Origin of the sequence: Acinetobacter sp. USHLN143, assembly GCF_037145695.1 — a bacterium.
GTDB classification, from domain to species: Bacteria; Pseudomonadota; Gammaproteobacteria; order Pseudomonadales; family Moraxellaceae; genus Acinetobacter; species Acinetobacter fasciculus.
In genome coordinates this window covers 12,677-24,858 of sequence record NZ_JBBCWZ010000003.1, presented here as the reverse complement: position 1 = coordinate 24,858, position 12,182 = coordinate 12,677, and the positions used below count along the sequence as shown (strand labels likewise).

Sequence of the window (12,182 nt, the reverse complement as noted above, 5' to 3'; positions counted from 1 at the left end):
CTGATTTAACGTCGTGAGCGTCTGGCCCACGCGAGTTCAATTTGTTTCATCCGTGTCAGAGATTCCAACACAAGGTTGCGCAAGTGTCGACAAAAATCTTCCATAAATAAAGTGGCCTGATGGCTTTTTCGTATCAAAATTGCTTCAGTGACCAGTTTAAATAAGTCAAAAGATTCCTGTAACTCGCGTCTGGAAATATTCAGGGTCAGAAAATAGCTCCGACGTAAAGATGGCAGCAGTTCCTGATAGTAGCGCATCAGATAAGGATTCCCCACCATCTCATGCTGCTGGGCCATGCCCTGAAAGATCAGATCATAAAACTTTTCAGTGTGTCCTTGGCGAGTTTCTGCTTCCAATTGCTCTAATAATAGCTGAATGCGCTCAGCTTCATGCACCCGCCAGGTTTCCGCCATGCGATACACCATTTGCCCGAGCAATAATGACGTCATGTCAAATAAGGCACGTACCTGCAAGGCCGACATTTCCGAGACAATCGCCCCACGGCGCGGGAAAATTTCAATCAGCTGGGTGCGTTCCAGCAAAAGCAGGGCTTCACGAACCGAACCCCGACTGACATCAAGCTCTGAGGCAATCCTGAGTTCCTGTATACGTTCGCCTTCGACCAGTTCACCGCGAATAATCTGTTCGCTAATGTGCTTGGCAATCTGCTCAGACAAACTGTGCGCTTGTTCTAATGGCATACCGTTCCTGTCTTTATTTTTATGGATACTGGTTTAGCCCTTTATTTGGACTATGTTGCTATTAAACGGGTTTTTATCCATAAATACTTTGACATTGTCAGACAATCTTATGTCTATATAGCCAACTTAGGCCCATAAAAAAGGAGAATAGTGAGCTATTCTCCTTATACGGTACATCAGTCCAACCGAAAAGGTTTAAATCAGGCCATAAACCCTTGATAAATAAAATACAGGCCGACGGTGGTCAGTAGTGCAGCAAAACATTTTTTTAATACGGCCGGTGAAAGCAGATGTGCCACTTTTGCGCCCAGCTTGGCAGTGAAAAAACTCATCATGCTGATGCCAATAAAGGCATAAATATGAATATAGCCAATAGTATTCGGTACGGTGACCTGCGCCTGTTTACCGAACCAGATAAAACCCAGCGCACCTGCAACTGCAATCGGCAATCCACAAGCCGCAGAGGTCGCCACTGCTTTTTGCATCACGATCCCGCTGCGATTCAGAAACGGAACGGTCAGACTTCCCCCGCCAATCCCGAATATGGCCGATGCCACGCCAATGCCGCCACCCGCTGCCAGCTGTAATGCGGCTGAAGGCAATTTCTGATTCGGATCAACCTGATAATGTGCGCCTCTAAACATTCTGAATGCAATCCAGACTGCAAAGAAGCCAATCAGCAATTGCAGACCTTGGCCCGATAAATAATCTGCAATTCCAGCTCCTAAGAATGAGCCAATGACCAGGCCGGGTGCCAGATTACGAAATACGGGCCATAGCACTGCCCCTCGTTGATGATGCGCCATGACCGAGCTGATAGAAGTCACAATAATTGTTGCCAAGGAAGTGCCCACCGCCATATGCATAATCACGCTGGGATCGTACTGGAGCTGGGTAAAAACAATGTAGAGGATGGGCACAATAATCAAACCACCGCCGACCCCAAACAGGCCTGCGGTGAATCCGGCAATTGCACCAATCAATAAATATATGATTAACTCCATAACGATATTTACCACGTTTAGATTCAAATGGATGTAGAAACTCGTGAACTGCAACAACGATTAAGCGATGCAGGCCAACTCCCGGAAGTATTACTCATCAAACCGATTACTACATCGACCAATGATGATGTACGCGAATTGGCAACGAAGGGGGTACAGCAGGTTCTGGTGTGCAGTCATGTGCAGACCCAAGGCCGTGGACAGCGTCAACGTCAGTGGATATCACCTGAAGGGAACATCTATTTAAGCACATTGCTGCATACACAAAAACCCATCGATGGTCGTCTAGCGCTAGAAATTGCGTTAAATATCCTGCAAATGCCGAGTCTGCAAGGGCTGGAATTACAAGTAAAATGGCCGAATGACCTGTATAGCCTGCACGGAAAATGGGGCGGTATTTTAGTCGAACCGATTTCAACGACACAGGTGGTGGTGGGGGGCGGTTTGAATATTGATCCTCTGCCCACTGAACTTCCAGATCAGCAGGTCAGTTCCCTGAGCGAGCTGGGTTTATCTCGCACTTCAAGAGTCGAACTAATTGCCCAGTTATATCTGGCGATTCAGCAAGCCGGGCAATGGTTTAACTATGGCAGTCAGAATCTGGCGGCGCGTTTCAATCGATCGGCTGCATTTATACAACAAACGGTTGAATTTACCGATGTGCAAGGGCAATATTCCGGTACTTTTCTCGGGATTCAGGACGATGGTGCGGTCAAGATTTTGACCGATCAGGGAATCCAGACCTTTTATCAGGGACAGCTCCGCCTTAAACATGGTGGATGAACAGGCATACAGCAATGAAAAAATTATGGTTGGATATCGGCAATACCCGGCTTAAATACTGGATTACCGAGCATGATCAGATTATTGAACAGGCAGCAGAATTACATTTACAGTCTCCTGCTGATTTGTTACTTGGCCTGATCCAGCATTTCAAAGCGCTGGGCTTGCATCAGGTGGGATTATCTTCTGTCCAAGATAAAATCAATAATGAGCGTATTCTCAGCATTTTAGAAAGTCTACATATTCCAGTGATTTTTGCTCAGGTACAAGCAGAATATGCCGGTCTGATCTGTGGCTATGATGAACCTTCGCAACTGGGGATTGACCGCTGGTTACAGGTACTTGCAGTGGCGACGCAAGCGCATGAAAATTATTGTGTGATTAGTTGCGGTACGGCGCTGACCATTGATCTGGCGCAAGGACAACAACATTTGGGTGGTTTTATTCTGCCGAATCTGTACTTGCAACGTGATGCACTGATTCAGAATACCAAAGGCATTAAAATCCCGGATGCCGCTTTTTCTGAACTCAATCCTGGACGCAACACCATCGATGCTGTTCATCATGGCATCCTACTGGGTCTGCTCAGCACGATTGAGAAAGTACTACATGATTTTCCAGCACAGTTGGTTTTAACCGGTGGAGATGCCCCGCTATTTGCGCAGCATCTCGCTCAGTATCAGCCCCGGATTGAACCGGATCTTTTGCTTAAAGGCCTGCAGCATTTTGCAGCTCATTTGCCAGACACTGTTTGATAATGTCCAGCAATTGCGGAAAATCGGCAAAGCCATCGGACTTGTTGAAATGCCCGGCTTTTTTGATCTCAAAAATTTGTGCATTCAAGCTATGTGCTAAACGCAAGGAAATCGGTGCAGGCACATAAGGATCATTACTGGAGATCAGCATCACCGCACGTTTATAGCTATACGGCAAGTTTTTCAGATCGAGTCGCACAGCCTGCAGTATTTTATTCAGTTCTGACCAGGCCACCAGCGGTGTATCAAAGGCCGAGACCAGAATGATGCCGCCGATCTTGTGTTGCTGCTGAATATAATGTTCCTGTAAAAAGTTTAAAACACTGACGCAACTCAGGCCATGTGCAACTAAAAAGGTATGTTCATCCATCTGCGGAATGTGCAGTTTCAGATTCTGCTGCCACTCTTCTAAATCAGGCTGAAAAGGGTTGGCCAGCATAATCCGTTTAGACTCAAAACCGGCATTTTTAAGCTGGCGACTGAACCAAGGGTACCAGTGATCATTGGAGGTCGCCTGATAATCCGGCACGATATAGACTTTCTTTATTATATTTTTCATAGTGATTTACTTATTATCATTGAACGCAAATTGCGTCGACAAAAAATAAGTTTTAACCAGTCTGGAGATGGAATTCAAGTGCCTTTTTGAACACCATCTCATGTTAAATTTTAAAATTTAGCGAATACAATAACATGCCTAAATTTAAGATTTAATCAGATAAGGTTCGATTACTTTCCAGAGTTCTGGCAAATCAGTACAGCCTTGAGAATCAATAAAATGTCCGTGATGCTTGGCATTCACCACAATGGCATCCAGACTGTCCGCCTGTTCCAGACTAAATTCTGGTGCAACCCGGTCATCTCCTTCGGAGTAGATCACCACACGCTCTGCAACCTGTTGTTTGAGTAAATCAAAATTGATTTCAGCGGCATCAATAAAAGGATTTATTTCATCCAGGCGACCCAATCGACCATTAAATCCCGCGATCAGTACCAGTTGCTGAATTTTCTGCTGTTTTAATTCTCTGGATAAGTAATGCAATGCGGCCACAGTTCCCAAGCTATGTGCGATAAAGATACTGTCCTCGTCAATTGCATCAATCTGTTCACGCATTTGCTGATCCCAGGTGTCCAGTGTCGGTGTAGGCGATGGATCCAGCCGGAGGACTTTTAAACTGACATTTTCCTGTTGGGCTTTTTCCTGAATCCATGGGTACCAGTTTTCTTCCGGGCTTGCAGTATAACCATGTACGACAATTACTTGGTTCATTTGAAATTTCTCTTTATTTTGTGCTGATATTCCCGAGTCTGCCTGATTGGATTTTTATTTTGGGTAAGTAAATGTTGTTTTGTTTAAACCAGTTTGACCATTTATTCGCAATAAAAAAAGGCGCATATTGCGCCTTTTTTTAAAATAAAACTTATTTCTTGTCGTTGCCGCCGAACAATGGACCCATACCACCGCCGCCACCAAACTGTTTCTGCAAACCGCCAAGTGACTTCATCATTTTCGCCATACCCGATGGATTGGCAAATTTTTTCATCATCTTGGCCATTTGGGCATGTTGCTTGATCAGCTTGTTGACTTCTGCCACTTCCATACCACAACCTGCTGCGATACGTTTTTTACGGCTTGGGTTCATCAAGTCCGGGTTACGGCGCTCTTTGATAGTCATCGACTGGATAATCGCTTCCATTTTCTTGACCTGCTTTTCAGGATTGGCTTGCGCCAACGCATCTTGCAGACCGGCATTGCTCATGCCAGGAAGTTTGTCCAGGAAGCCCATCATGCCGCCCATCTTGTTCATCTGCTCAAACTGCATCAGCATGTCTTCAAAGTTGAAGCTGCCGCCTTTTTGCAGTTTTTTCGCCATTTTTTCGGCTTTTTCTTTGTCGACCTTGCGTTCAAGTTCTTCGACCAAAGAAAGTACATCACCCATACCGAGAATACGCTGTGCAACACGCTCAGGATGGAATGGCTCCAAGGCATCGAGTTTCTCACCCATACCCAAGAATTTGATTGGCTTGCCGGTAATCGCGCGTACTGAAAGCGCTGCACCACCGCGCGCATCACCATCAGTTTTGGTCAGGATCACACCAGTTAAAGGCAAGGCATCATTAAATGCTTTGGCGGTGTTTGCCGCATCCTGACCGGTCATGGCATCGACCACGAACAGGGTTTCAGTCGGGTTAATCGCTGCATGCAGCTCTTTGATTTCACCCATCATGTCATCATCGATATGCAAACGACCTGCCGTATCGACAATCAGCACATCGGCAAACTGGATTTTTGCCTGTTCAATCGCGCGATTCACAATCGTAATCGGTTTTTCGTCTGCGCTAGATTCCAGGAAAATCGCACCGACTTCACCCGCGACAGTCTGTAGCTGTTTGATCGCAGCCGGACGATACACATCGGCAGAGACCATCGCGACTTTTTTCTTTTGACGTTCTTGTAAGAAGCGTGCAAGTTTCGCTGCAGTTGTTGTTTTACCTGCACCCTGCAGGCCTGCCAGCAGGACAACCACAGGTGGTTTTGCAGCGAGGTCGAGGCTTTCATTGGCCTCGCCCATCATTTTGGTCAATTCGTCATGAACGATTTTGACAAAAGCCTGCCCAGGAGATAACTGAGTCATCACTTCCTGGCCTAATGCTTCTTCCTTAACTTTCGCGATGAATTCACGAGTTACAGGTAACGCAACATCGGCCTCAAGAAGCGCCATACGCACTTCACGTAACGTATCTTTAATATTGTCTTCGGTTAGCTGCCCTGAGCCAGTAACATTTCTTAAACTCTGCGTGAGTCGTTCTGTTAAGGTATCAAACATTGCAAAATCCGCTTAAAATAGCCATGAGCAAAAAATTGTTTCTTAAAATAGAAAATTTATGCATAGAATGCTATAGGATACTGTAGTTCGCAGCGAATTTATATAAATGAATATTCATCACCCTTAAAAAGGTTTGACATGGTTAGCCTCCCCTTGGTTTATACGATCTTAGCATTAGTCGCTTATACCGCTTCCTTCTGGTATCTGTTCATTCATTTAATGTCTAAACGTGCTCCTAATCAATGGTTTGTATCGCTAACTGCCCTGCTTGGACTGGGCTTGCATGCGCTGGTCTTGTATGGTGATATGCACACCCCGCTGGGCATCAATTATGATGTCTTTGCCCTGTTTTCCTTTACTTCCGGTCTAATGCTATTACTCAGCATTATTTACAGTACTTATCGTCCAATTATTGCCCTGAATCTGATCGGAATTCCAGTAGCTGCCACAGGTTTGATCCTCGGCTTTGCGTTTACTCAGCCTGCAAAAATCATCGCACAAAACTCTTTGGGTCTGGATATTCATATTATTTTGTCTTTGTCTGCTTATGCAGTATTGCTCATGGCAACCATTCAGGCCGTAATTTTACGTTTTCAGGATCGTGAGCTGAAAAAGAAGCAGAAACGCCGGGTCTGGGTCAGTTTGCTACCCTCTTATCAGGATATGGAATCACTGCTGTTTGATATGCTGATGACCGGTTTTGTTTTACTTACCCTCGCTTTGGGCTTTGGCTTTTTTACCATCGACAATTTCTTTGCTCAGCATCTGGCACATAAAACTGCGTTCAGTATTATTTCCTGGCTGGTTTACGGTTCACTATTAATCGGACACTGGAAGTTTGGCTGGCGTGGCCAGAAAGCCGTGCGCTTTACCCTGCTCGGTTTTGGCTTGCTGGCACTGGGTTTTATTGGGTCTAAATTTGTGCTGGAAATGATTCTAGGGCGATAATTCTGAGCCTTGAAATATTCAATTCATTGTCCAATAAACAGGCTTTAGCTTGAATATTCTTTAAACGATTATACGCCCCGCACGCACTGACAATGGCCAGCGAATCACTCTAGGCAATTCTGGATCTTCCCATTCTGGCAATAAGGCATCTGCCAGTGCATTTAATGGATTATGTCCAAGTGCTTGAGTGGCTGCTTTCACGGCTGACCAAGTACTCATATAACCAATTAACTGATAAAAATTCCATTCAACCTGTAATACCGGTGGCTGAATCACCATTTCCTGAAATGGAAATGGGAGATTTTTATATCCTTCATCTACATGGCGACGTTCAGGTGGCCAGTACAGTGCGAGTGTCACCTTATAAAAATGCTTAAAATAATGATCCAGATGTGGCTCATCCACACTGAACACGCCATAGCTAATTAAAGCCAGAATGGCATTGGGTTTAGCAATACGACGGACTTCTGCGTAGAATTTTTCGAGATTCAGCCAATGCGCTGCTTGAGCCACCGAAATCAGATCAATACTATGGTCAGCACACGGGATCTCTTCAGCGAGCGCCTGACCATACTGAATTTTTGGATGCGGTTTGGCTTGGGCAATCTGTTCACTACTCGCATCAATAGCAAGCACCTGATCAAAGTAATTCGCCAAAACTTCTGAAAGCTGTCCAGAACCACAGCCGACATCTACAGCCAATTTAGTACTTGGTGACAGCTCTGCCAATAGCTTTCCCAATGCATCCGGATAATGCGGACGAAACAAGGCATAATCCTGTGATTGCTGGGAGAAATGATCTTTAAATTCCCTGTTTTCCATATATGCTTTCCAGACCAGTTTTATTTCAGTCTAAATAGCCAGTCAGGGAATGCAGTTGGAATTTGGTTTCAGTCACTTCCTGTTTTTAAAATGCAGAATTCATCCAATGAATAGAATCATGTTCTTGACTTAGTCATTCAAGCTATTCTGCTTGATCTGATACTCTGCCTTGAAGGCTTTGTAGCTCAGCCGGTCTGCGGAGACTTCCGTTAAAGGACTGACCTCCTGCATGGAGGACAAGCAGCGCTCTGTCAGCTGAATATATTCCTGCGTTCCCTTGCTTTTCCAGGCGATTTCTTTAGCTTCCAAAGGACGGATAACCCGCGCTGGACTACCGAGCACCAATGAATTTTCCGGGATCTGAGCTTTGGCTTTAACCGTGCTATTGGCACCGATAATGGTATTTTCACCAATCTCGGCTTCATCCAGAATCACGCTGTTCATGCCGACCAATACATTTTTACGAATGATACAGCCATGTAAAATCGCGCCGTGTCCGATATGACCATATTCTTCGACCAGCGTGACATTGCCGGGAAAGCCATGAATGGTACAGGAATCCTGAACATTGGCATTTTTCTGGATGTGAATCCCGCCAAAGTCGGCTCTTAAAGTTGCGAAAGGCCCGATATATACGCCCTCTTCAATCACCACATCCCCGATCAGAACGGCTTGTGGATGTACATAAGCACGAGGGCTGACCACAGGAATCACACCATCAATGGCATAACACGGCATTATTTTATTCCTTTAAAAATGCAGAATTAGATTAGCTGACGGCTTCCAGTCGCAAACCGCCAAAGCGTTTATAGAATTGTGGATGTACCGGCGGCATCGAACCTTCCGAAGTTCGGGCGATCTCCATAAAGAATTCATCCCCTGCCGCAACCACGGTTTGATATAAATTACTGCTCAGATTACGGGCATTCAGGGAAAGCCAGTTGGATGGCAATAATTCAAAAGGCAGATTTGGATCTTTTAATAAAATCCGGCGGAATTGATGAATCAGTAAAATTCGCAACTGAAAGGCCTGAACCGGATCCAGCTCATCTTCCTGTTCCACCAGATGAAAGAATTCCCGGAAATCTGCAATGAATTTTTCATAGCGCTGATGCAGCTCCTGTACCGGCCAGTTGGTGGCGACCATGCGTTTCACGGTTGGGTAGGATTCCTGCCAGAGCTGTAAGGTTTCAGCCTTAAATACCACGACTTGGTCGGTCATTTTCAAGTTCAGCAGCAGGTTTTGCAGTTTCTGGTGATCACAGCCCGGATAGGCCATGACATTAGTGGCGATATTGGCAAAGCCCAGCCATTCCAGTTCTTTTTTCAGAACCAGTTTATTTTCCAGTTCCACTGAACTGAGCAGCACCAGATCCCACTTCTGATCCCATTCGGTATGCTGAAAACTGTAAATTTTTTGATCCGCCATAATAAAACGCTGGCGGCTGCTTTCGGTTACGCGATAATAACTGGTGCGACCAATTTTCTCAGACATCAGCCAGCCATTTTGGACCAGACGAAATACGGCAGTCCGTACCGATCGTTCATTAAATCCGAAGACATCCATGAGCTGAATTAGACTGGCCAGACTGATAATGCCACCCCGGTGAAAAATACAGTCACCAAAGATGGTCATGATTAATGAGGTTCCGCTGAGTGCTTCAGTTTGAATAAAGTCATCAATTATTTGTTTTAATTTCGGATTCATTGCGTTTAACTTTACCTTATAGAAACTGGATGATAGACCATTTGGCTATCATCCAATAGTACTTCATGCAGACTTGCGGATATCAAACACGCGCTGTGCCTTGCCTTCAGAGCGTGGCAGACTCCCTTCAGGTAACACTTCGACACTCACGGTGATTCCGACCATGGTTTTAATCTGGCTTTTCAGCTGAGTTGCCAACTGGTGCGCCATAATGTCACTGCTATCTTTACGCATTTCGGTACGGATATGCAATGTATCCAGATGTCCCTGTTTGCAAATCTGGATCTGATAGTTCGGAATCAGTTGCTGGATCTGTAAAATCTGCTCTTCAATCTGTGATGGGAAGACATTGACCCCACGAATAATCATCATGTCATCACTACGGCCGACAATCTTGTCCATACGGCGCATGGTGCGTGCCGTGCCTGGCAATAAACGGGTCAGGTCACGGGTACGGTAACGGATTACCGGCATGCCTTCTTTAGTAATGGTGGTAAAGACCAGTTCACCCAGTTCGCCATCTGGCAGCACTTCGCCAGTTTCCGGATGGATAATTTCAGGATAGAAATGATCTTCCCAGATGGTTGGGCCATCTTTAGATTCCAGACATTCCATCGCCACGCCCGGTCCCATGACTTCTGACAGACCATAAATATCTAGGGCATCAATGCCCAGACGCTCTTCAATTTCCTTGCGCATTTCATTGGTCCATGGCTCTGCACCAAAGACGCCGGTTTTAATCGAACAGTTTTTGGCTGTGCCAAATTTCTTCTCAAGCGCTTCAATAATGTTCAGGCAGTAAGATGGCGTAACCATCAGTGCTGTCGGTTTAAAGTCATGAATCAGTTGCGCCTGTTTATCGGTTTGTCCGCCAGACATTGGAATCACGGTTGCACCCAAACGCTCAACGCCATAATGCGCGCCTAGACCGCCCGTAAACAGACCATAACCATAAGACACCTGAATGATATCTTTGCTGCTCAAGCCGGCTGCACGCAGGGAACGCGCCACCACGTCTGACCAGACATTAATATCATTTTGGGTATAACCCACTACGGTCGGCTGACCGGTGGTGCCAGAAGATGCGTGCACACGTACAATCTGTTCCTGTGGAACAGCGAACATACCAAACGGATAGTTATCACGTAAATCCTGTTTGGTGGTAAACGGGAATTTGGCCAGATCTTCCAGAGAGTTAAAATCGTCTGGATGCACGCCAGCATCATCGAATTTCTTTTTATAAACCGGGCTATTCTGATAAGCATGTTGCAACGTCTTTTTCATACGCTGTAGCTGAACACTGCGTAACTCATCAACCGATACTTTTTCAATTTTTTCCATTGCATTGTTATTCATATTCTTACTCCTGACGCAGTCTTCCTGACCACGGTTTAATTCATTGATTGAATGATGTGTTTAATCCATATTTTCTAAAACCAGTGCAACACCTTGACCAACACCCACACACATGGTGCAGAGTGCATATTTGCCATTACGACGTTTTAATTCTTTCATGGCGGTAATCACCAAACGGGTGCCACTCATACCCAGCGGATGACCCAAAGCGATGGCACCGCCATTCGGGTTAATTCTGGAATCATCGTCTTGCAAGCCGAGTTCACGAATCACGGCCAGCGATTGCGCTGCAAATGCTTCATTTAGCTCAATCACGTCCATCTGCTCCAGACTCAGGCCAGTCTGTTTCAGCACTTTCTGTACCGCTGGAACCGGCCCAATACCCATATATTTAGCTTCGACACCGGCGCTGGCCATCCCGATCACTTTAGCTTTCGGGCTCAAACCATACTGCTCGGCAAACTGCTGATTCCCAAGTAATACGCAAGCCGCCCCGTCATTGACACCCGAAGCATTGCCAGCGGTGACTGAGCCGCCTTCTTTACGAAATGGGGTTTTTAAGGCGGCCAGATTATCCAGCGTCGTCTCTGCGCGCGGATGCTCATCTTGGGAAATGGTCAGAGTGCTTTTCTTCGGACCTTTGACCTCTACTGGCAGAATTTCTTCGGCAAAAATACCCTTCTGCTGGGCTACTGCGGTTTTCTGTTGGCTGTGATAGGCAAACAGGTCCTGGTCTGCACGGCTAATCTGATACTTTTCAGCGACGTTTTCGGCCGTTTCCGGCATGCTGTCAACGCCAAACTGTGCTTTAAATTTTGGGTTGATAAAACGCCAGCCAATGGTGGTGTCATAAATTTCAGGGGTACGGCTAAAGGCAGTCGTAGGTTTGGATTGCACGAAAGGCGCTCGGCTCATGGATTCTACGCCACCCGCCAAAACAAATTGTGCTTCACCCGATTTGATGGCACGTGCTCCCAGTCCAATGGCATCCAGACCTGAAGCACATAAGCGGTTCACGGTGAGCGCTGGAACAGATTCAGGCAACCCTGCGAGTAAAGCAGCCATACGCGCCACGTTGCGGTTATCTTCACCGGCCTGATTGGCACAGCCCAAGATCACTTCATCCAGTTCTGCCCATGGCAAGGCAGGATGCTGATCTTTCAGATATTGAATCGGTAGCGCTGCCAGATCATCAGCACGAATGCTGCTCAGTCCACCGGCATAGCGTCCGATCGAGGTGCGAATTCCATCAAAAATATAAACCTGTTCCATGATTC

Annotated in this window: 13 protein-coding genes; 3 read left to right on the top strand and 10 right to left on the bottom strand. The window is 46.0% G+C overall.

Going from position 1 to position 12,182, the window contains the following annotated elements; all coding sequences use genetic code 11:
• Positions 1-5: 5 nt before the first annotated feature.
• Both WFH18_RS01740 and WFH18_RS01735 read right to left on the bottom strand, forming a co-directional pair.
• Complete coding sequence (locus WFH18_RS01740; RefSeq protein ID WP_004279202.1) at positions 6-701, bottom strand: GntR family transcriptional regulator; 696 nt, start codon at positions 699-701, stop codon at positions 6-8.
• A 200-nt stretch (positions 702-901) separates the two neighbouring features.
• Positions 902-1,705 (bottom strand): sulfite exporter TauE/SafE family protein, encoded by an 804-nt coding sequence (locus WFH18_RS01735; protein WP_005104854.1) that lies wholly within the window; start codon positions 1,703-1,705, stop codon positions 902-904.
• Between the two features lie 27 nt (positions 1,706-1,732).
• On the opposite strand from WFH18_RS01735, the gene WFH18_RS01730 reads away from it, so the two are divergent.
• On the top strand, positions 1,733-2,488 hold the full coding sequence (locus tag WFH18_RS01730; protein ID WP_005104855.1) for a biotin--[acetyl-CoA-carboxylase] ligase: 756 nt from the start codon (positions 1,733-1,735) through the stop codon (positions 2,486-2,488).
• Between the two features lie 14 nt (positions 2,489-2,502).
• A complete protein-coding gene (locus tag WFH18_RS01725) occupies positions 2,503-3,243 on the top strand; it encodes a type III pantothenate kinase (RefSeq protein ID WP_005104856.1) in 741 nt (246 codons plus the stop codon).
• Here WFH18_RS01725 and WFH18_RS01720 read toward each other — a convergent pair.
• The 3 genes from WFH18_RS01720 to ffh form a co-directional block, all read right to left on the bottom strand.
• Positions 3,197-3,802 carry an RBBP9/YdeN family alpha/beta hydrolase gene (locus WFH18_RS01720; RefSeq protein ID WP_005104858.1) on the bottom strand — a complete coding sequence of 202 codons (606 nt, stop codon included), beginning with the start codon at positions 3,800-3,802 and terminating at the stop codon, positions 3,197-3,199. The genes WFH18_RS01725 and WFH18_RS01720 overlap by 47 nt on opposite strands.
• Before the next feature lie 144 nt (positions 3,803-3,946).
• Entirely contained in the window at positions 3,947-4,513 is a 567-nt protein-coding gene (locus tag WFH18_RS01715; protein ID WP_005104859.1) for an RBBP9/YdeN family alpha/beta hydrolase, read from the bottom strand.
• A 151-nt stretch (positions 4,514-4,664) separates the two neighbouring features.
• Positions 4,665-6,071, bottom strand: coding sequence for a signal recognition particle protein (ffh, locus tag WFH18_RS01710; RefSeq protein ID WP_004279196.1), 1,407 nt, complete (start codon positions 6,069-6,071; stop codon positions 4,665-4,667).
• Between the two features lie 138 nt (positions 6,072-6,209).
• Here ffh and WFH18_RS01705 point away from each other — a divergent pair, with 138 nt between their 5' ends.
• Entirely contained in the window at positions 6,210-7,019 is an 810-nt protein-coding gene (locus WFH18_RS01705) for a cytochrome C assembly family protein (RefSeq protein ID WP_004279195.1), read from the top strand.
• A gap of 60 nt (positions 7,020-7,079) precedes the next feature.
• Here the strand turns inward: WFH18_RS01705 and WFH18_RS01700 are convergent, their stop codons facing one another.
• The 5 genes from WFH18_RS01700 to pcaF form a co-directional block, all read right to left on the bottom strand.
• Positions 7,080-7,841 (bottom strand): class I SAM-dependent methyltransferase, encoded by a 762-nt coding sequence (locus WFH18_RS01700; protein WP_004646067.1) that lies wholly within the window; start codon positions 7,839-7,841, stop codon positions 7,080-7,082.
• A gap of 129 nt (positions 7,842-7,970) precedes the next feature.
• Complete coding sequence (locus WFH18_RS01695) at positions 7,971-8,579, bottom strand: DapH/DapD/GlmU-related protein (protein ID WP_164542802.1); 609 nt, start codon at positions 8,577-8,579, stop codon at positions 7,971-7,973.
• 31 nt (positions 8,580-8,610) lie between these two features.
• Positions 8,611-9,549, bottom strand: a complete 939-nt coding sequence (paaX, locus tag WFH18_RS01690; RefSeq protein ID WP_004279192.1) for a phenylacetic acid degradation operon negative regulatory protein PaaX — start codon at positions 9,547-9,549, stop codon at positions 8,611-8,613.
• A gap of 63 nt (positions 9,550-9,612) precedes the next feature.
• Positions 9,613-10,905, bottom strand: a complete 1,293-nt coding sequence (paaK, locus tag WFH18_RS01685; RefSeq protein ID WP_004279191.1) for a phenylacetate--CoA ligase PaaK — start codon at positions 10,903-10,905, stop codon at positions 9,613-9,615.
• A 60-nt stretch (positions 10,906-10,965) separates the two neighbouring features.
• Entirely contained in the window at positions 10,966-12,177 is a 1,212-nt protein-coding gene (pcaF, locus tag WFH18_RS01680) for a 3-oxoadipyl-CoA thiolase (RefSeq protein ID WP_005251055.1), read from the bottom strand.
• Positions 12,178-12,182: the final 5 nt, after the last annotated feature.

Coding starts and splice junctions, on each gene's coding strand:
- WFH18_RS01740 (WP_004279202.1), bottom strand. CDS start 701: ATGCCATTAGAACAAGCGCACAGTTTGTCTGAGCAGATTGCCAAGCAC.
- WFH18_RS01735 (WP_005104854.1), bottom strand. CDS start 1,705: ATGGAGTTAATCATATATTTATTGATTGGTGCAATTGCCGGATTCACC.
- WFH18_RS01730 (WP_005104855.1), top strand. CDS start 1,733: ATGGATGTAGAAACTCGTGAACTGCAACAACGATTAAGCGATGCAGGC.
- WFH18_RS01725 (WP_005104856.1), top strand. CDS start 2,503: ATGAAAAAATTATGGTTGGATATCGGCAATACCCGGCTTAAATACTGG.
- WFH18_RS01720 (WP_005104858.1), bottom strand. CDS start 3,802: ATGAAAAATATAATAAAGAAAGTCTATATCGTGCCGGATTATCAGGCG.
- WFH18_RS01715 (WP_005104859.1), bottom strand. CDS start 4,513: ATGAACCAAGTAATTGTCGTACATGGTTATACTGCAAGCCCGGAAGAA.
- ffh (WP_004279196.1), bottom strand. CDS start 6,071: ATGTTTGATACCTTAACAGAACGACTCACGCAGAGTTTAAGAAATGTT.
- WFH18_RS01705 (WP_004279195.1), top strand. CDS start 6,210: ATGGTTAGCCTCCCCTTGGTTTATACGATCTTAGCATTAGTCGCTTAT.
- WFH18_RS01700 (WP_004646067.1), bottom strand. CDS start 7,841: ATGGAAAACAGGGAATTTAAAGATCATTTCTCCCAGCAATCACAGGAT.
- WFH18_RS01695 (WP_164542802.1), bottom strand. CDS start 8,579: ATGCCGTGTTATGCCATTGATGGTGTGATTCCTGTGGTCAGCCCTCGT.
- paaX (WP_004279192.1), bottom strand. CDS start 9,549: ATGAATCCGAAATTAAAACAAATAATTGATGACTTTATTCAAACTGAA.
- paaK (WP_004279191.1), bottom strand. CDS start 10,905: ATGAATAACAATGCAATGGAAAAAATTGAAAAAGTATCGGTTGATGAG.
- pcaF (WP_005251055.1), bottom strand. CDS start 12,177: ATGGAACAGGTTTATATTTTTGATGGAATTCGCACCTCGATCGGACGC.